This is a genomic window from Nodosilinea sp. AN01ver1 (genome assembly GCF_050565655.1).
Classification (GTDB): Bacteria; Cyanobacteriota; Cyanobacteriia; order Phormidesmidales; family Phormidesmidaceae; genus Nodosilinea.
The window spans coordinates 18,732-37,020 of sequence record NZ_JBNXVS010000047.1 but is presented as its reverse complement, the minus strand read 5'-3'; the positions used below and the strand labels follow the sequence as shown (position 1 = coordinate 37,020).

19 protein-coding genes are annotated in these 18,289 nt (G+C 59.1%); 9 read left to right on the top strand and 10 right to left on the bottom strand.

Going from position 1 to position 18,289, the window contains the following annotated elements:
• Positions 1 to 26: 26 nt before the first annotated feature.
• Positions 27 to 1,385 (top strand): NAD(P)H-dependent oxidoreductase, encoded by a 1,359-nt coding sequence (locus tag ACQ4N7_RS25165; protein WP_430714191.1) that lies wholly within the window; start codon positions 27 to 29, stop codon positions 1,383 to 1,385.
• Between the two features lie 202 nt (positions 1,386 to 1,587).
• Here ACQ4N7_RS25165 and ACQ4N7_RS25160 read toward each other — a convergent pair whose 3' ends face one another.
• Together ACQ4N7_RS25160 and ACQ4N7_RS25155 are read right to left on the bottom strand one after the other, a co-directional pair.
• On the bottom strand, positions 1,588 to 2,367 hold the full coding sequence (locus ACQ4N7_RS25160) for a photosystem II S4 domain protein (protein WP_430714190.1): 780 nt from the start codon (positions 2,365 to 2,367) through the stop codon (positions 1,588 to 1,590).
• A gap of 189 nt (positions 2,368 to 2,556) precedes the next feature.
• On the bottom strand, positions 2,557 to 3,165 hold the full coding sequence (locus ACQ4N7_RS25155) for a helix-turn-helix transcriptional regulator (RefSeq protein WP_430714189.1): 609 nt from the start codon (positions 3,163 to 3,165) through the stop codon (positions 2,557 to 2,559).
• 422 nt (positions 3,166 to 3,587) lie between these two features.
• Between ACQ4N7_RS25155 and ACQ4N7_RS25150 the strand changes: the two genes are divergently transcribed.
• A complete protein-coding gene (locus ACQ4N7_RS25150; RefSeq protein ID WP_430714188.1) occupies positions 3,588 to 4,508 on the top strand; it encodes a tetratricopeptide repeat protein in 921 nt (306 codons plus the stop codon).
• Positions 4,509 to 4,539: 31 nt separating this feature from the next.
• On the opposite strand, the gene ACQ4N7_RS25145 is transcribed toward ACQ4N7_RS25150, so the two are convergent.
• From ACQ4N7_RS25145 to ACQ4N7_RS25135, 3 genes are read right to left on the bottom strand one after another with little or no spacing between them, the layout of a single operon-like run.
• Positions 4,540 to 6,009, bottom strand: a complete 1,470-nt coding sequence (locus tag ACQ4N7_RS25145; RefSeq protein ID WP_430714204.1) for a glycosyltransferase — start codon at positions 6,007 to 6,009, stop codon at positions 4,540 to 4,542.
• 29 nt (positions 6,010 to 6,038) lie between these two features.
• Positions 6,039 to 6,149, bottom strand: coding sequence for a photosystem I reaction center subunit VIII (gene psaI / locus ACQ4N7_RS25140; protein ID WP_430714187.1), 111 nt, complete (start codon positions 6,147 to 6,149; stop codon positions 6,039 to 6,041).
• 42 nt (positions 6,150 to 6,191) lie between these two features.
• Positions 6,192 to 6,620 (bottom strand): hypothetical protein, encoded by a 429-nt coding sequence (locus ACQ4N7_RS25135; protein ID WP_430714186.1) that lies wholly within the window; start codon positions 6,618 to 6,620, stop codon positions 6,192 to 6,194.
• Between the two features lie 49 nt (positions 6,621 to 6,669).
• On the opposite strand from ACQ4N7_RS25135, the gene ACQ4N7_RS25130 reads away from it, so the two are divergent.
• Together ACQ4N7_RS25130 and ACQ4N7_RS25125 are read left to right on the top strand one after the other, a co-directional pair.
• Positions 6,670 to 6,945, top strand: a complete 276-nt coding sequence (locus ACQ4N7_RS25130; RefSeq protein ID WP_430714185.1) for a DUF2470 domain-containing protein — start codon at positions 6,670 to 6,672, stop codon at positions 6,943 to 6,945.
• 19 nt (positions 6,946 to 6,964) lie between these two features.
• The gene (locus ACQ4N7_RS25125; RefSeq protein WP_430714184.1) at positions 6,965 to 7,207 is read left to right on the top strand and encodes a 2Fe-2S iron-sulfur cluster-binding protein; all 243 of its coding nucleotides are present in this window, start codon (positions 6,965 to 6,967) and stop codon (positions 7,205 to 7,207) included.
• A 153-nt stretch (positions 7,208 to 7,360) separates the two neighbouring features.
• Here the strand turns inward: ACQ4N7_RS25125 and ACQ4N7_RS25120 are convergent, their stop codons facing one another.
• Positions 7,361 to 8,620, bottom strand: a complete 1,260-nt coding sequence (locus ACQ4N7_RS25120; protein WP_430714183.1) for a glycosyltransferase family 4 protein — start codon at positions 8,618 to 8,620, stop codon at positions 7,361 to 7,363.
• A 111-nt stretch (positions 8,621 to 8,731) separates the two neighbouring features.
• On the bottom strand, positions 8,732 to 10,822 hold the full coding sequence (locus ACQ4N7_RS25115; protein ID WP_430714182.1) for a diguanylate cyclase domain-containing protein: 2,091 nt from the start codon (positions 10,820 to 10,822) through the stop codon (positions 8,732 to 8,734).
• Between the two features lie 621 nt (positions 10,823 to 11,443).
• Between ACQ4N7_RS25115 and pstB the strand changes: the two genes are divergently transcribed.
• From pstB to ACQ4N7_RS25100, 3 genes are all read left to right on the top strand, one after another.
• Complete coding sequence (pstB, locus tag ACQ4N7_RS25110; RefSeq protein ID WP_430714181.1) at positions 11,444 to 12,247, top strand: phosphate ABC transporter ATP-binding protein PstB; 804 nt, start codon at positions 11,444 to 11,446, stop codon at positions 12,245 to 12,247.
• Positions 12,248 to 12,419: 172 nt separating this feature from the next.
• The gene (locus ACQ4N7_RS25105; RefSeq protein WP_430714180.1) at positions 12,420 to 13,883 is read left to right on the top strand and encodes a BCD family MFS transporter; all 1,464 of its coding nucleotides are present in this window, start codon (positions 12,420 to 12,422) and stop codon (positions 13,881 to 13,883) included.
• A gap of 2 nt (positions 13,884 to 13,885) precedes the next feature.
• Positions 13,886 to 14,704, top strand: coding sequence for an inositol monophosphatase family protein (locus ACQ4N7_RS25100; RefSeq protein WP_430714179.1), 819 nt, complete (start codon positions 13,886 to 13,888; stop codon positions 14,702 to 14,704).
• A gap of 14 nt (positions 14,705 to 14,718) precedes the next feature.
• Here the strand turns inward: ACQ4N7_RS25100 and ACQ4N7_RS25095 are convergent, their stop codons facing one another.
• From ACQ4N7_RS25095 to ACQ4N7_RS25085, 3 genes are read right to left on the bottom strand one after another with little or no spacing between them, the layout of a single operon-like run.
• On the bottom strand, positions 14,719 to 16,173 hold the full coding sequence (locus tag ACQ4N7_RS25095; RefSeq protein WP_430714178.1) for an AAA family ATPase: 1,455 nt from the start codon (positions 16,171 to 16,173) through the stop codon (positions 14,719 to 14,721).
• Positions 16,160 to 16,612 (bottom strand): VOC family protein, encoded by a 453-nt coding sequence (locus ACQ4N7_RS25090; protein WP_430714177.1) that lies wholly within the window; start codon positions 16,610 to 16,612, stop codon positions 16,160 to 16,162. The genes ACQ4N7_RS25095 and ACQ4N7_RS25090 overlap by 14 nt, the downstream gene beginning before the upstream one ends.
• 16 nt (positions 16,613 to 16,628) lie before the next feature.
• Positions 16,629 to 17,141: a TIGR02652 family protein gene (locus tag ACQ4N7_RS25085; protein WP_106873192.1), complete on the bottom strand. Its 513-nt coding sequence runs from the start codon at positions 17,139 to 17,141 to the stop codon at positions 16,629 to 16,631.
• A gap of 178 nt (positions 17,142 to 17,319) precedes the next feature.
• Here ACQ4N7_RS25085 and ACQ4N7_RS25080 point away from each other — a divergent pair, with 178 nt between their 5' ends.
• Together ACQ4N7_RS25080 and ACQ4N7_RS25075 are read left to right on the top strand one after the other, a co-directional pair.
• Complete coding sequence (locus ACQ4N7_RS25080) at positions 17,320 to 17,847, top strand: gamma carbonic anhydrase family protein (protein WP_430714176.1); 528 nt, start codon at positions 17,320 to 17,322, stop codon at positions 17,845 to 17,847.
• Between the two features lie 76 nt (positions 17,848 to 17,923).
• Positions 17,924 to 18,226: a type II toxin-antitoxin system HigB family toxin gene (locus tag ACQ4N7_RS25075; protein ID WP_430714175.1), complete on the top strand. Its 303-nt coding sequence runs from the start codon at positions 17,924 to 17,926 to the stop codon at positions 18,224 to 18,226.
• The last annotated feature ends 63 nt before the right edge of the window (positions 18,227 to 18,289 follow it).

The window sequence follows — 18,289 nt, the reverse complement described above, 5'->3', positions numbered from 1 at the left end:
TGATTTATCGCTTAGGTTTAGACACTATGTTTATCGTTGATACGGCATTGAAGGCCAGACAGGAAGCTGGCAACCCGGTTCGCGTAGGAATGATCGGCGCGGGGTTCATGGGGCGCGGAGTTGCTAATCAAATGCTGAACTCTGTGCCGGGCATGGAGCTGGTGGCCATTTCAAACCGCAATGTGGATACCGCTAAGCGGGCTTATCAAGAAGCTGGCGTTGAAGACATTAACGTTGTCTCCACTGTGACCGACCTGGAAGCAAGCATTGCGGCGGGTGGTTACGCCGTCACCGATGACCCGATGCTGCTGTGCCGGGCTGAGGGCATTGATGCCCTGATTGAGGTGACCGGTGCGGTGGAGTTTGGTGCCCATGTGGTGATGGAGGCGATCGCCCACAAGAAGCACGTTGTGCTCATGAATGCTGAGCTAGACGGCACCATTGGCCCCATTCTCAAGACCTACGCTGATAAGGCAGGGGTGATTTTGTCGGCCTGCGACGGCGACCAGCCCGGCGTTGAGATGAACCTTTACCGCTTTGTTAAGAGCATCGGCGTTACCCCGCTGGTGTGCGGCAACATCAAGGGTTTGCAGGATCCCTACCGCAACCCCACCACCCAAAAGGGATTTGCGGAGCAGTGGGGCCAAAACGTGCACATGGTCACGAGCTTTGCCGATGGCACCAAAATTTCCTTTGAGCAGGCCATTGTGGCTAACGCCACCGGCATGACCGTCGCCAAGCGCGGCATGATGGGGCACGACTTCAGGCTTCACCAGGACGAGCTGGTCAAGCAGTACGACCTCAACTACACCGGTCACATCGATGACCTGACCAAGCTGTACGATGTTGACCAACTCAAGGAGCTTGGCGGTATTGTCGATTATGTCGTGGCGGTAAAACCCGGCCCTGGGGTCTATGTTTTTGGCACCCACGACGATCCTAAGCAGCGCCATTACCTGAACCTATACAAGCTGGGTGAGGGGCCGCTGTATAGCTTCTACACTCCCTACCATCTGTGCCACTTTGAAGTGCCGCTGTCGGTAGCTCGTGTTGTGCTGTTTGGCGACCCGGTTATGACTCCTCTGGCTGGGCCAAAGGTCGATGTGATAACTACCGCCAAAATTGACCTGAAGGCTGGTGAGACTATCGACTGCATTGGTGGCTATATGACTTATGGCGAGTGCGAAACCGCTGAAATTACCGCGGCGGAAAACCTGCTTCCGGTGGGGCTAGCTGAGGGTTGCAAGCTAAAGCGGGATGTCGCGAAAGATCAGGCGTTGACCTATGACGATGTCGAACTACCCCCAGGCCGACTTTGCGATAAGCTGCGGGCTGAGCAAAACGCTATGTTTGCCCCTCAAAAATCCTTGGCCGGGGTCGCGTAGGTCAGGTCGAATTGTAGGGCTAGATTAATCTGATCCAGCTCAATCTAATCCCGAAAGGGGAAACACATCACTGTGTTTCCCCTTTTTATGCTGGTTGTCCGTACCGCTAGCGCGGCAACCCATGGAGCAGCCCGGTCGTAGCCGTCCCTTCGACTCCGCTCAGGGAACAGCTACGGCTGGGCTAATTTGCATTCAAGAGTGATTAGACATAGCGGGTCAGCCCGACCCGATACCGTTCTTTTTTGGTGACGGCGATGTCGCCAATTTCAAGCCTTCCCTTGCCTCGAATCGCCACTAGATCTCCGGTCGAGAGGGTATGGCTGGCCTGGGTGACTGGCTTCCAGTTCACTCGCACATCGCCGCTGTTGATCAAGTCGGCCATTTTGCTGCGCGACATGCCAAACCCAGCTGAGGCGACGGCATCGAGGCGCAGAGAGGCCTCTACAGTGGTGAGGTCTTTCTTCTGGGGTGGACGCACCCGCAGCTGGTCCCAATCTAGAGGCTGAGTCTTAACGGGCACAGAGCGCACCTGGGTCAGCGACTGAACCAAAAATTCTGCCAGTTCTGGCACAACAATCGCCTGGGCACCGCGCTCGCCGAGCACGATAATATCGCCCACCTTGCTTCGGTCGAGACCTGTGCCCAGCAGCGACCCTAAAAAGTCGCCGTGGTTGGCGGGGTCGAACATGAAGTTGCCGCTGATGGTCAGCAACGATAGGGGGATTTGGCTTTGATCGAGGGGAATATCGGTGCGGGCGATCGCCAGTCGCTGCCGCTCGGCCTGGGGATAACCACCCCAGGCGAGGCCGTGTACATCGCTGAGTCGCTGGAGCATTTCGTTAGCTTCAACCTGCTCTGGGGGCGACAAAAAGTCGGTAACAACAATCTCCCAGGTTTTAACAGCCTGATCGGCCTGGTCTAGAATACGGGCCAGGCGATCGCGGTTTTCAGCTGATTTGAGCAGGTCATCCTTGGGCAACATGGGTGGTAGTTGGGGAAAATAAGTAGGCTCCAGTGACCCAAAATATTTTTGACCATCTTCAGGTCGTTGGAGCCGTGTCTGACTTTACCTTACCGAGTTGCCGCACCAATGGCATATCTCTAAAACCCTAGTTTTGGAGATATGCAGGGCCGATGGATATTCTGCCTACCCTAGGGGCTGGGGCCTCAGCTAGTTGGCTATGGCCTCAGTAACCTCTCTACGCTTGGCGTAGATGCTTTTTAGGTGGCGCTTTACCGTATTGACGGTGATGTATAGCTCCTTGGCGATATCTTCGTAGCTACGGTTGGCTCGCCGTAGAACCCACACGGCTCGCTCACGGGGGGTCAGGTTGTACTGCACTGCCTCCAGTAGGGCAGACGAGTGAGCCGAGCGAGTTTTATTCTCTAGAGAAACGAGTAGGTAAGAGCCGGACTTAGCCGGAAAATCGAGCCACTGCACGCGAACCCGAATTTGGTATCCCGACTGGGATATTAGCTCATGGGTGAGCACTAGAGGACTGTCGGGGTAGATCTCGCGACTTTCTAGGAGATGCCTGCTCATCGTTCTGAGGCAGGCGGGCAGCGACATAGAACTATCATCGTCGCTTAGGTCGCGGCAAAGGGCTCTGCCCTTTTGGTTGCTGTGCACACAGGTGCCAGCTTCAGACAGCACCAGAATGCCGTCTACAAAGCCCTCAAGTACAGCACTGAGCAAGGGAAGGTTAGCCGTCTCCTGGGTGATCGAGGGGGCAACAAAATCGAAATCAGGGAGGGTGGTGGATGAACTCATAGTGACCATGGGGCTACCTGGTTTAAGACACAACAGAGTTAGGGGAGTCATCCGGAAACACAGCTTGTAAAATGGTGTTCTTATGAACTTACGGTAAAGAGAACCTCACTTTTAAGAGTGGAATCTCCGTATACGTAGGACAGTTTTCTAACTGGTTCTTAGCGCGCCGATGCAGCAGGAGGTAGATATTCGCTGCGTCGGAGCCTCTCAAACTGACAGATACTTCACGTAGATGAAGCGTCAGTCTGGAAAATTTGGAATTTTTTTACGTAAATTTACGGGTGAAGTTCCTGAAACCGAATGAGCTGGGGTAAAGCGATCGCCAAACGTTAGCGGTGCCGTTGGGCAAACCAGAGGGAGCAGTTGAAAAAATGAGCGCTTGTCTATATTGTTATGGGCGTTCTATCGGGCTAAGGGCACAGCAGTACGCCATGACACGAGCTAATCTACAGCTGTTGCGGTACGTGCAAAGGAGTGTGGTTGCCGCTGCGATCGCGCTTCCTCTTCTGTCTGTCTCGATGCGTCCGCTGCTGACTTACGCCCAGTCAGCGTCCCCGTCCTCATCCAGTGGGGTGGCAGCAGAGGCGGCCCTCAATCAGGGCCTAGCGCTAATTTTGCAGGGTGATGTTGATAATGCACTCACTCAGTTTCAGCAGGCAGCGGCCTTAGACCCTAACCTGGCCGCAGCTCACTACAACATTGGGCTAGCCCTGCGCCAGAAAGGACAGCTTCAGGATGCTGCCTCTGCCTTCTGGGCCGCCATTCGAGCTGACCCACAGTTTGCCCTGGCCTACGCTAATCTGGGCGGTGCTCTGATTGAGGGCAACAACCTGGACCAGGCCGAAGCCTACCTGCAGCGGGCGATCGCGATCGAACCAACCCTGGGCAATGCCCACTACAACCTGGGATTGGTCTACCAGTCTCAGGGGCGATTTCCTGAGGCGCTGGCCGCCCTGGAGAAGGCCGGGCAGTACAGCCCCCAGGCCCCCGAATCCTTTTTACAGCGAGGCATTATTTACCTCCAAAGCGAGCAAAATGCTGAGGCTGAGGCGGTGCTGCAGCAGGCTCTGGCCCTTAACCCCCGCTACGCTCAGGCTCACTACAACTTGGGCATCGCGCGTTTTAACCAGGGCCAAACCGAAGCCGCCCTCGACTCATTTCGTACCGCTACTCAAATTGACGGGGGCTATGCCGACGCCTACTACAGCGCCGGGCTGGCGTTTATTCAGCTGGGGCGGCTTGACGAAGCTCGTACCGTGCTGGAGTACGCCAAAAACCTTTATATCACCATGGGTAACCCCACCTGGGCCGCCAAAGCTCAAAACCACCTCAGCCAGCTGTCGGGAGGTTAAGTTAGCGGCACGCCGGGCTCAAGCTGGGCCACTACCAGAACTTGAGCTTGCGCGAAGCATACAGGCACATTTGCAGCAAAATCATGCCTTCTTTAACGTGGGCGATGTTTGAGCTGCCGTAGGTGCGCGGCTGGTAGCGAATGGGCACTTCGACAATGTGCAGGTTGAGCTTGGCTGCCCCAAACAGCAGGTCAAAGTCGCCAAAGGGGTCGAAGTCGCCAAAGTAGCTGCGTCCGGCGGCAATGCGCTGGTAGTCGCGCCGCCACAGTACCTTGGTGCCGCACAGAGTGTCTTTGAGGGGCTGCTCTAGCAGAAACGAGAACAGCAGCGCAAAGATTTTGTTGGCTACGGTGTTAAGCCAGGGCATGGCGGTTTTAGAGCGAGGGTAAACCAGCCGTGAGCCATTGGCAAACTCGCCATACCCTGCGGCTAGCACTTCCACAAAGTGGGGCAAGTCTTCGGGGGGTACGGTTAAATCGGCATCGAGAATGAGCAGGATGTCGCCACTGGCCTGCTCAAACCCCAGGCGCACCGCATCGGCTTTGCCTCGACCCGTCTGCTGAAAGGCCTTGAGGGTAAACGGCCCCTGATAGGTCTGCACGAGCTCTTGAATAGTGGCCCAGGTGCGATCGCGAGAGTGACCTTCAACAAAAATAACTTCGGTGTGCTCGCCCAGCTGCGGCAGGCGAGCCACGGCGGCGGCAATATTGCCTGCCTCGTTGCGGGCCGGAACGATGACCGAGCAGGTGGGCTTAGCCTGGGTTGGGGCTGCCTGGGGGCGGGCGACGATAAACGTCGTTAGACACAGGTGCTTGACCAGGGGCAGTGGAGCCAGGTAGCGGTTGACTAAACCCGCCACGCCGGGTACAAACTTGGGCCACAGAAACCGACTGCCGCGCTTGAGCGGACGATAGCCCGTGACCGTCAGCAGGTTGGCCATATCGTCGGTGCTCAGCCAGTTTTGAGGCGGCTGGGGCCGACGCTGACCCACGCGCTCGGCTAGCCCCAGCAGCGGCTCCCACAGGTGGTTGTGAAACGTCAGAATGAGGCGAGTCTGAGGCTGGCAGAAAGGCTGTAGGCGCTGTAAAACCGCCTGAACATCGCCCAGGTAGCCCAGCACGCCCGACAGCACAATGTAGTCAAACTGGCGATGCTCAGGAGCTAGCTGGGCGGCATCTAGGGTTTCGGCATCCAGGTTGTAGAAGCTGAGGTGGGGATACTTTTGGCGCGCGATCGCCACGACGGCTGGAGCAAAATCTAGGCCAACCCCCAAGGCTGGAGCGGTGGCCTGGAGGAGATCGCCCGTGCCGCAGCCAACTTCAAGCACGCGGCTGCCGGGCGGAATCAAAAACTGATGAAGCCGAGCCAGATCGCTGTAGTAGTAGCGGTTGCGGCTACTCCAGCGGTCTAGCTCGGGAGCAATGCGGTCAAAGTAGGCCCGAATGTCTTGCTTGAAGTCTTGCTTGGGGGCCTCAAGCAAATTAGAAAAAGGGGCTTGCAGCACGAACGTTTTAGTTTTTTAGATAGGGCCTAGGCAGCGTCTTCCCGCTCAATGTAAAGGAACAGAAAGGCCATCGCCACGGCGGGAAAAACAAGGCCCACTACAGGAACCAGGATCGAGGGTAAAAAGGCAGCTGGCATGGGATTTACCTCAATAGCAACATCACAGCATTGAGCATAAGACTACTGCGAATGGGCGATCTGTATGTCTGTTTCGTTACAAACTTTCTCACTCGGTAGGTCGCCCTCGGCGGTTTCGGTCTCGTCCCGCTGTCGCCGGGTGTGCCACCAGGCTTGGGTTGCCCGATCGAGCTTAGCGGTGTACAGGGTGGTGACAAACGACTGCGCCCCATAGCCCTGGCCCACAATTTCAACACAGTAGGAGGGCGATTTGCGCGTGGCCATATCGGGCACTAGCCGCTTGCCAATCCGCCGCCAGCTGGGTTCTTTGCCCCGCCACTGCAGGCGACAGCAGGGCCAGGGCAGCTGATCGCGATCGAACAGACGGCAGCAGGGGCCTACCACCCGGTAGGTGAGGTGCGCCCCAGGGCTTTGAAAAATGTGGCCCGTGGGCCAGGGGTGCTCTGAGGAGGGGGGCAGGGGCGGTATCATAACAGCATGTAACAGATGGCCAATGTTGAAGTAGTCTACGGGATTTTTTATGGCTGAGCCAATTACTCCAGCGGTGAGCGATCGCATCTGCAAGCACATGAACAAAGACCACGCCGAAGCGGTGCTGTTCTATGCCACCGCCTACGGCAACCAGCCCGCCGCCACCGCCGCCCAAATGGAATCTATTGATGCTGAGGGCATGACTCTGGCGGTGACGGTAGACGGGGCCCAGACCCCGGTGCGGGTGCCCTTCGACCACACCCTGGAGGGGGCCGAAGATGCCCACCACACCCTGGTTGCCATGCTCAAACAGGTCCAAGCCTAAGCCATTTAGTCGCACCGCCATGAGCGTTTCAGTTCAGTTTTTGCCCGACGGCGTTACCGTTGAAGCCGAAGTAGGGGAACCTCTGCTGGCAGTCGCCGATCGCGCCGGGGTGAGCATTCCCACCGGCTGTCTGATGGGGTCGTGCCACGCCTGCGAGGTGGAACTAGAGGGGCAAGCAGACCCGATCTGCGCCTGCATTTCAGCCGTGCCGCCAGGGCATAAGACGCTGGTGATTAATCTGTACGTAGACCCTACCTGGTGAAGGGTTCGCCCTGGCCGGGATTGGCTAGAGTTTTTGTGAATTTTCACCCACGGGGCCGCCAAAGATCCTTGTATGACCTGTGGAATGAGCCTCCTACTTACCTTGGGACAGTCAAGACGGTTATCCCACAAGGCTTTGAATTCTCTAGCTGCGCTAAGCTCGAAACTTTTGCCCCAGGGCCGATAGAGGATGGATAGAACGGATTGAATGAGCCCTTTCTGGTGGGGATACTGAGAGGCGATCGCGATCGGCCACCAGCTCCCGCAAATTTCCCCAGACCTGCTGCTGCGCCGCCGCCCAGCTCAAGTGCTGTCGGTAGTGCCGCCACGATGTCAGCGCCAGGTTTTGGTAGCCAGGGTAGTCGGCCATGGCCGCCGCAATGTACTGAGCGTAGTCGTTGGCGCTGGCACCGGCAGCGAATGCTTTGCCATTGGCACCCGCCTTCAGCACCGTGGGAATGCCCCCTACAGCAGCGGCGACACAGGGTACCCCGGCGGCATTGGCCTCGCTAATCGCCACGCCAAAGGTGTCAGCTTGAGTTGGAAAAATCAAAAAGTGGGCATTGCTTAACAGGTGGGCAAATTGGGCTTCACCTGCTGGGGTAGCGCGATCGATAAAGCCGTAGGGCTTCACAAAATAGGGTAAATTGCCCTCGCTCTGGGGCTGACAACCTACCACCCATAGCTCGGTTTCCACGCCCTGCTGGTTGAGGGCTTGGGCTACCTCCAGCGCCAGAGGGCCGCCCTTGCGCTGCCAGTCGACGCCCAAAAACAGCAGCCGACAGGGGCCTGGGGGACGCTGGGCAATAAGGGCTTCTACCTCAACCTCAGACCAATCCTGGGCGCGGCTGGCCCCACGGGGAATAATCCGCAGTTTGTCGGCGGGGAGATTGTAGAGCGCCATCGCCGACTGGGCCGCCCACTCGGAGGTAAGAATGACGCGATCGCATCGTTCTAGCGCCGCCTGCTCTACAGCGTGTAGCCGTCGCCGAGTTTCGGCGCACAGATTGGTCAGGTGAGGGTAAAAATCGACCAGGCTGCCCAGCAGAGCATCGGTCCACAGCACCGTGGGCAGGGTAGTGCGCACCTGCGCCAGGGGAATGGCATTCTCGGGGCAAAGCAGCAGGTCAGCCCCAGTTTGGGCCAGCTTGGCGTGAATCTGGCGGGCATAGTAGGGCGCAACCCAGGGCTCGACCGGGCTGTAGTAGCTCTGCCCCCAGCGACGGTAGTACAGCCACTTGAGCCGAGTGATCGGAATTTTGCGCTGGTGCAGCGGACCTAAAAACGCTAGCTCGGCCCCGGCACTCTGCAAGACCTCAGCAATTTTTTGCCCAGCCCCGTAGAGGCCCAGGTGGCGGCGGGGCCAGGCGGCGCGATCGCGCACATCGTAGGTGGTAGCGTAGGCAATCTTCATATGAATAAGGGTTGAGCTATGGCTAACTCAACCCTCTCAGCGACTGTCCCTAGAGTGCCCAGCTGCTGATGCTGTTAACCATTAGCAGCTGGGCCGCCATTTTGGTACAGCCTAAATCAGGCGGATCCAGTAGCGATCGCGCCCCCTCCGTTTCGCCTGATACAGCGCGGCATCGGCGGCGGCGATCAGGTCTTCGGGGGATTGCTCGGCGGTGGGCACCACGCTGGCGATACCAATGCTGATGGTGAGGTAGTCGCTAATCGGCGACTGGGGGTGGGCTAGCTGGAGGTCGGCAATTTCCTTTTGCAGGGCCTTGGCGACAATTTCGGCCCCGGTGCGGCGGGTGTTAGGCAGCACCACCGCAAACTCTTCGCCGCCGTAGCGGGCCAGCAGGTCGGCCGCCCGCTTGACGGCGCGGGTGGCGGCGGCGGCAATGGCGATCAGGGCTTCGTCGCCCTGCTGGTGGCCCAGGCTGTCGTTGTAGGGCTTGAAATAGTCAACATCGAACATAATCAGCGACAGAGGCTGCTGCTCGCGCACCATGCGCTGCCACTCCTGGCTCAGGTATTGGTCGAACCGGCGGCGGTTGGGAATGTGGGTGAGCCCGTCCAGGGTAGCCAGGCGCTCTAGCTTTTCGTTTGCTCCCTTGAGGGCGGTTTCCATGCCCTTGCGGTCGGTGATGTCGATGCAGTTTGTAATCACGCCGTTGACGATGCCGCTGGCGTCTTGAAAGGGGCTGATCACCACCTGATACCAGCGGCGAGCGCCAGCCCGGTCGATAATTTCCTGCTCGCCCTGGTAGGGCTTTTGAGTATCAATTACCTGCTGGTGAATGCGGCGCTGCTGACTGGCCTCAAAAATTGAAACATTGGGATTAAAGTCGGTATCAAACTTGCCCACCATATCGGTGGGGGTAATGCCGTGCAGGGCAGCGCTGGCCCGGTTGGCCATCTGCACACGGTCTTCGCGGTCTTTGACCACAATGATGCTTGGAATGCTGTCAATCACGTTTTGCAAAAACTGCCGCTGGCGGGCGATCTCAGCCTCAGCCTGCTTGCGCTCGGTAATGTCGCGCACGATCGCCAGCACCTGATTGGGACCGCTGGGGACAACGCGGGCCTCCTCGTAGTGCCAGCTACCGTCGACGTAAAAGCGATACTCGTAGACCTGGGGCTGACCGGTTTGCAGCGCCAGCTGGATGTAGTGCATGCGCTCGGCGGCCATATCGGCGGGCAGCGTCTCAGACAGGGGCTTGCCGATTTGTTCGCTGGGCTGGGCAATTAGATTTACCGCACCAGCGTTCATGACATCAAGGCAAATGCCCTCACCCGAGAACCGCACCAGCAGGTCAGGAATGGCCTCTAGAATGATGCGCTGGGTGGCTTCGGCCTGGCGCAGGGCGGCCGTGCGATCGGCCACCTGACGCTCTAGGGTCTGGTTGTAGTCGGCCAGCAGGGCTTGGGCCTGTTTGCGCGTCGTGATGTCTTGAAAGGCGGCGATCGCATACTCGACCCGCCCCGCCTGGTCAAAGATCGGGGTCGTGGCCATTTCAATGGGAATTGGCTGGTTGCCGGGTCGCAGTTCGATATCGTCGGCCCAGCCGGGCTGCCCCTGCAGCGCCTGGGTAATGGGCAGATCTTGGGTGGGGTAGCGCTGCCCCGTACTGGAGCGGTAGGCAATGCAGGTCGCTTCGAGGCTGAGCGAAGGGACCGAGGGCATGTCTTCAAGACAGAGCAAAACGCGGGCCTGCTGACTGGCAAACACCATCGTTCCTTCGCGATTGTACACGGCGATGCCCAGCGGAATGCCGTCTAAAAACTGCCGCCAGCGCCGCTCGCTGCGCTGCATTTCGCGGTTGAGGTGCTCCAGTTCGGTAAACGAATCTTGGAGCTTGGCCGCCATCGCGTTAAACGCCCAGGCCAGCTGGCCGAGCTCATCCATACTCTCGACCGGCAGCGGGGTTTGCCAGTTGCCCTGGGCTGTAGCCTGGATGGCGTGGCGCAGTTGGGTAAGGGGCTGCAGCACCCGGTTGACCACCGCCAGCCCCACCACCACTGAGCTCCCGATCGCCCCAATGCTCAGCAGCGCGATCGCCCAATTGCCCAGATAAAAGCTCAAAAACCCCAGCAGCCCTACGGCAAAGATGGTTTGTAGAACAAACACCGCTGTCAGCACCGTGCTGAGGGAAAAGGGCCTAAGCAAACGGCTTAATGGACGGTAGAAAGGGAGTTTTGGCACTGGATTGAGCGGCAGTATTAAGTTGAGCAAAACACCCTACCTTTCTAGAATAAAGCGCCTAAACAGCCCTGAAATACATGCTGTGCACATGTTTACAGAAAGGGCAGGATTTGGCTTATGGGCCTATCCTAGGAGCTTGAAGGGGCGTTAGCCCGTGATCTTAAGCAGCTATCTCAGCACTTTAGAGAGACTCATTCGGTGATTTAAAGCAGCTGTGGAAAAAAATTAGGGGTTCTAATCTGGTACCTGGTTCGGTTGCGGCCCTACAGCAGCTAGTTTCAGCTCCCCGGTGGCTATGGCTCTCAGCTTGGAACCTCATCCGGCGGGGCATTCCAATGGCTCTTCTGTCGGGGCCGCGGGGGCCGCGATCTAGTTGTAGAAACGGGCTGTGGAAATGTAGATGACTTGGTGGTTGTGGCTTCTGGGCCAAGGCTGGCTGGCTCGGCTGTCGGGACGTGACGTCTTGTTTGAAGTACCGGCCTGTAACTGGTCCCTTAGCCTTCCCTTAACCCCAAAACTGGCCGCCGCCTGCGATAGTTGTGGTGGGAGTCTTGGCTCCGACTGTAGCGCAACCCTGGTGCCCAAATGTCTAACACCTATGCTCCACCCTCCGCAGACGTTGCCCTAAGGACTCAGAACCTTAGCGTTTACTATGGCTCCAGCCTGGCCGTGCGCGACGTTGACCTAGACATTCCCCGCAATGAAGTGGTTGCCTTCATTGGCCCCTCCGGCTGCGGCAAGAGCACGGTGCTGCGCTGCTTTAACCGCATGAACGACCTGATCTCATCCTGTCGGGTGGAGGGCAAAATTACCTTCCACGGCAGCGATATCTACGCCAAGGGCGTCGATGCGGTGGAGCTACGCCGCAAAATTGGCATGGTTTTCCAAAAGCCCAACCCATTCCCCAAGTCGATTTACGAAAATATTGCCTGGGGAGCCCGCATTAACGGCTACAGGGGCGATATGGATGAGCTGGTCGAAACCTCGCTGCGCAAAGCCGCCGTGTGGGATGAAGTGAAAGACAAGCTCAAGCAGAGCGGCCTTTCATTGTCGGGGGGGCAGCAGCAGCGCCTCTGTATCGCCCGCACGATTGCGATTCAGCCCGACATCATTCTGATGGATGAGCCCTGCTCGGCCCTCGACCCGATCTCGACCATCAAAGTTGAGGAAACCATGAAGCAGCTCAAGGAAGACTACACAATTATCATCGTGACCCACAATATGCAGCAGGCCTCGCGGGTGTCTGACCGCACGGCTTTTTATAACGCCGAGGCCACCGACCGGGGCGGCAAGGTGGGCTACCTGGTGGAGTACGACCGAACCGAGGTGATCTTCAACAACCCTCGCGAACAGTTCACCCGCGACTACGTATCGGGCCGCTTTGGCTAGGGCGATCGCTGAGGTCTGGCAAACCTGTCATATTCAGCAACAAAATAAGCTTGCACTCGACTACCCAGGCCTAGCCTGGGTTCTTTTTTCGGCTGTTGTCTACGCTGGGTCAGTGCTGGTCTAAGGTATTACTATTCCTCAAAGATTGCGCTCAACGCCTTTTAAATTTCCTATGACTAGCCCCGATGTCTCGCCTTCGGCTTCTGGCTCATCGGCCACCGCTAAGCCCAACCTCAGCATTTTGACGATGCTGCGCCTGGGGGTTTTTAACATGGGCCTGGGCATTATGTCGCTGCTCACCCTGGGAGTGCTCAACCGGGTGATGATTGAAGAACTGCGGGTGCCGGCCCTGGTGGCGGCAGGCGCGATCGCGGTGCACCAGTTTATGGCCCCGGCCCGCGTGTGGTTTGGCCAAATGTCGGACTCGCGGCCTATTTTTGGCTACCACCGCAGCGGCTATATCTGGCTGGGCATTGGAACGGTGGCGGTGACGGCCTTTTGCGCCCTGCAGGTGGTGTGGCAGATCGGCGATCGCATCGCCGAGACTGGCTGGGGGCCAGCGGTATACCCCTGGGTGGGGCTGCTGGGGCTCTTGTTTGCGCTCTACGGGCTGGCCCTGAGCGCCACCTCGACCCCGTTTACGGCGCTGCTGGTGGATGTTTCGGACGAAGACTCGCGATCGCGCCTGGTGGGCATCGGCTGGGCCATGCTGATGGTCGGCATCATCACCGGGGTGATTATCACCTCGATTGTGCTGAAGCCGATTGAGCTGGATGCGCCGATCGAGCAGGTGCAGTCGCTGGTGAACCGGCTGTTTGTAATTGCCCCGGCGGTAGTCTGCGTGCTGGCTTTTCTCAGCACGGCAGGCATCGAGAAAAAGTACTCTCGGCTCAAGAGTCGCTCCTCCCTCAGGGATCGCGAAGACAGCCTTACCCTGGGCCGCGCCCTCAAAATTCTCACCGCTAGCCGTCAGACGGGGCTGTTTTTCACCTTTTTGCTGGTGCTCAGCCTCAGCCTGTTCATGCAGGATGCGGTGCTAGAGCCCTACGGCGGCGAAGTCTTTGGCATGACCATTGCCGAAACCACTCAGCTCAACGCCGCCTTTGGCATGGGCACGCTGCTGGGCATTATCACCACCGGCTGGCTGGTAGTGCCCCGCATCGGCAAAAAGCGCACCGTGGTGGCGGGCTGCGGCTGGGCGGCATTGTGTTTAATGGGCATTACCCTGTCGGGGTTGACGGGCAACCCAACGGTGCTGCTGACGGCGGTATTTTGCTTTGGCATTGCCTCGGGCATTCTCACCCTGGGGGCGATCGTGCTGATGCTGGACTTGACCGTGGCCGAAACGGCGGGCACCTTTATTGGGGCCTGGGGGCTGGCTCAGGCGATCGCCCGCGGTAGCGCCACGGTACTGGGCGGTGGCGTACTCGACCTGGGCCGCGCCATTCTCAGAGCCTTTGGCAGCACCGGGGACGTGGGGCAGCCCCAGGCTTTTCTGGCCTACGGGCTGGTGTTTACCCTCCAGGCGGTGGGGATGATGGTGGCGATTCTGCTGCTCAGCCGGGTCGATATTCAAGAATTTCAGGCCAACGCCAGGGCGGCGATCACCGCCGCCTTGGAAAGCGATATGGACTAGGCATGGCAGAAAACTTTTGGGAACAGGTGCTGGCTTTTGCCGAGGCCACGACCAAAACCGTGGGGCAAAAGCTGCTCGAAGACTTCGGTCAGGTGCAGGCCGATCTGAAGGCCGATGGCAGTTTGGTGACGCGGTGCGATCGCTGGTCAGACGATACCCTGCGCCAGGCGATCAAAGCGCAATTTCCCGACCACGGCGTGCTCAGCGAGGAGGTCGAGCACATCTTTCCCGCCACCGACTGGTGCTGGATTATTGACCCCATCGACGGCACCACCAACTTTACCCGTGGCATTCCGGTCTGGGGCATTTCGCTGGGACTGCTGTACCGGGGTACGCCCGTGTTTGGCTACGTGGCGATGCCGCCGCTCCACCAAGCCTTCTACGGCTACTGGCCTGGGGAAAGCGGCCTGGAGATGCCCAGCGGGGCCTACTGCAATGGTCGCCCTGTCCACGCCAGCGATGCGGCTCCTAATAAAACTCAGTTCTTTAGCCTCTGCGCCCGCAGCACCTCGGTACTGGAACGCCCCTTTCCCTGCAAAATTCGCATGCTGGGGTCTGCCGCCTACAACCTGCTGCTGGTGGGGGCGGGCTGGGCTGTCGGTGCGGTCGAGGCAACGCCAAAAATTTGGGATATTGCGGCAGTGTGGGCGATCGTGCAGGCTGCCGGGGCCACCTGGGTGCCGCTGAATGACATTGAGCCGTTCCCGCTGCAAGCGGGGAAGGACTACAGCCGTCAGCCCTATCCAACCCTGGCTGTAGCCCAAACGTCTCTGGTGGAGACGTTTCGGCCTTTGGTGCAGCAGGTAGCCGATCGGTCGTAAGCTCCGGCTGAGGATCAGGAGCGCTTTGGCTTGAGCCGCTTGGTGCGCGAGGGTTTGGGCAGCTTTAGGCCGGGGTGGTGCAGGGCCAGGGCCTGGTGCAGACAGTCCAGCGTCAGCGTTGGCGGGTCGTTCTGCTGAGCCAGGGCGACGGCGGTCTGGGCCAGGGTGTTAATGTTGCCACCGCTGAGCGCCAAATGCTGAGCTACGTAGGGCCAGCGCAGATTGCGGTCTTTTTTGGTGCCCTGGGGAATGGCCCGCTTCCACAGCAGCTCGCGGGCGGGGGCATCGGGCAGGGGAAACTCGACAACGCCGGTCATCGCCTGCCGCCAAGAGGGTTTGATGCTTTGCAGATAGGGGCTGGCCAGCAGGGTGAGCCCCGGCTGGCGGCGGCGCTGAATCACCCACGACTGCACCAGAGCGGCTTCGGTGGTGGGGGCGCGGCCAAACCAGTGGGGCGCGTTTTTGAGCAGCAGCACGCAGGGGGGCAGGTTGGCCAGGTCGTCGAGTTCGGGAATGGTGCCGTCGTCGTCGGGAGCGATCGCGGCCAGATCGACGATTACCAGCAGCAGCTCTAGCTCGGCGGCCAACACCTTGGCGGCCAGGGTTTTGCCGGTGCCGCTGGGGCCAGCCAGCAGCACCATGGTGCCGTCGGTGGCGCGGGCGGCAGCGGCGACGGTTTTGAGCTGCGCCAGCTGGGAGTCGGGCAGCACCAGGCTATTCCAGCTTTCGGCGGGAACTTCAGACGACTCACTGGCTTCGGCCATGGGGGCGATCGCCCAGGTATCGACGCTGGTGGGATCGGGGTCTTCGGAGAGCAGGTAGGTGGCCAGGTCTTCGGTGAGGCGCAGGTGGCGGCTGAGCAGGGTGGTGTCGTCGGCATTCAGCCACTCGACCAGGCCGAGGCTGGCCAGGCGGCTGTTGGGGGCAATCAGGGGGCGCGATCGCCGCCACTCCAGGTCGTTGCGGCACAGCAGTCGCAGGCACAGATCGACGGTGGGTAAATCCCAGTCGGCCTCGTCGTGCTGGTAGTGCAGGTAGCTGTAGAGCCGCCCAAACCGCTGGTTGACCTCGGGGGCCAGGGCCAGCAGCAGCACGTTTTTTTCAAACAGGGTGAGCTGCAGGCGATCGCGCAGCTGCGGCAGGGCCAGCACCACCCCCTGCCGCTGGCTGGCGACAATGCGGGCCTCCAGCTGCTGGGCATAGTTGCCGCCCGTGCGCGGCGCTTTGGGCGGACGGGCATGGTCGTAGTTGGGCTGCCCGGTGAGGTGAATGATGCCCTTCCACCAGTGGCGGGTGACCCGGTCTTGGTCGGAGAGGGCAAAGTCGTCTAGCTCCTGCAACTCGCGCTTTTGCCGCGACACGGCCACCATCAGCAGGCGATCGAGCCAGGCCAGCTCGGTTTTGAGGTAGGCCCAGTTGTCGGCAAAGGGGGCCAGTTTGTCAGGGTTAGGGCCATCAGGATTGGACATTGCCCAGCACTCGAATAAACTCCAGAGGCAGCCCGTCGGCATCGGCTAAGAAGGCGACCTCGTAGACGCGATCGCCGATAATCTGCTGCTGCGGCTCCAGCAAAACCTTCAGGCTGCTGGAGCCAGGATGATCGGCAGCGTTAGGATCGGGGTCAAACCGCTGGCGCAGCTCCTTCAACCAGGCGGGCAGGCTGGGGGTTGTCTCAGTCAAATCAAAGGATAGGTGATAGTAGCCGGTGTAATGCTCGTCGCTAAAGGCGTCGGCGGCGTGGCGCGGCTCGGGTACCTGAATTAATTCAATTCGTCCCCCCAGCCCCTCCATCCAGCAGGCCAGGGTAATGCCAGCGGTAAAGCGCTCGTGGACGGTAAACCCCAGGGCTTCGTAAAACGCGATCGCGCGGTGAATATCCTGGGTGCGAATTGATGCGTGGTGGAGCATCGGGCGGGCGGCCTGGCTATTCAAAGAGACGAAAATAAGGATAGCGCACCGGCACACCCGGCTCTTTTTCGAGGCTAAAGTTAATCACCGCCCAGCGGGGGTCCACCTCGGCGGGGGGGCTAAACTCCACCGGCAGGCCGTAGAGCTTGGGGGCGGTTGAGGTTTCAACCTGCCCGCGCCAGGGCGAATTGCGCTCCAGGTAGGCGTTGACCAACTCCTGGTAGCGCTCGGCGATAATTACCCGCGTGGCCCGGTAGCCCTGGGTGTAGAGGCGATCGAGCGCCTCGTGAATCTCAAAGCGAATGCCGTCGGGGTGGGTGTGCTGGCGATACCACTCGCCCTCCCACTGCCGCCAGTGCCGCCCTGACTGCAGATGCACCAGCTCTTTCGAGTCGGGGTTGGCCTCAAAGGCCCCGTGGCGCGTGCACAGGTACGTGTCGGTCAGCGTCAGGGCCGGAATCGTCTGACGACAGTGAGGGCACTGGATTTCTGGGCCATAGATGGGATACTGCAAGGCGGAGTTGACCATTGGGCTGAAACCAGACGTGTCCTCAGGGGCGGGCATGGGGTGAGCAGGTAGACGGGCAGTTTGTGCTGTATCCGTAGCCGTATTATACCGTTGGGAACTCGGCTCTCCCTGTAGCTGAGGCATCCCGTTGATGGAATCCGCTAATTTTTTTAGGAACTTTACCGGAGAACTCACTTCTATGGATGCTGCTTCCACCTCGCTCTGGCCTCGACCTGACCTGTCTCAGGCCGCTTTTGTCGCCCCCACTGCCACAATTATGGGTCAAATTACGCTCCATGAGGGCTGCAGCATTTGGTACGGGGCCGTGCTGCGCGGCGATGTGGAATCGATTGAAGTAGGGGCCTATAGCAATGTGCAGGATGGAGCCATTCTCCACGGCGACCCCGGCCAGCCCACGGTGCTCGAAGACTATGTCACCGTGGGCCACCGGGCCGTCATCCACAGCGCCCATGTCGAGCGGGGCTGCCTGATTGGCATTGGGGCGATCGTGCTCAACGGGGTACGCGTGGGTACGGGCAGCATGGTGGGGGCCGGAGCGGTGGTGACTAAAGCTGTGCCGCCGCGATCGCTGGTGATGGGCGTACCGGGCAAAGTCGTGCGCCAGGTCTCTGACCAGCAGGCCCTCGAACTGCTAGAGCACGCCCAGAAGTACCACCAGCTCGCCCTGGCCCACGCCGGCCACAGCAACGACCTGGGATTTGTCTGAACATGACACATTTAGGCTACTGGGCCAGCGGCAAACTTCGCAATTTGCTAAGATTTAGAGTGACTTACCCAAGCCCATGCACATCATTACCCGTGCTCGTCTAGCAGCGTTTTGGGAAAAACATCCTGACTCAAAAACCAGCTTGCTACTTTGGTATAAGCTGACATTGACAGTCAGATGGCAAAATTTGACTGAAGTACGTCGGGTATTTCCGACCGCCGACCCAGTTGGCAACCTGACCGTTTTTAATATAGGCGGCAATAAGTATCGCCTAATCACGTTGATCGACTATACCTATCAAAAAGTGTTTATCCGCAACGTGCTGACCCACGCCGAGTATGACAAAAACAACTGGAAGAAAGACAATTGGTATGAGTGATCTAACAGGCAAGCTTCGTGTGGTCTGGGCACAGAAAATCTTATTGAGCAGTTAGCGATCGAA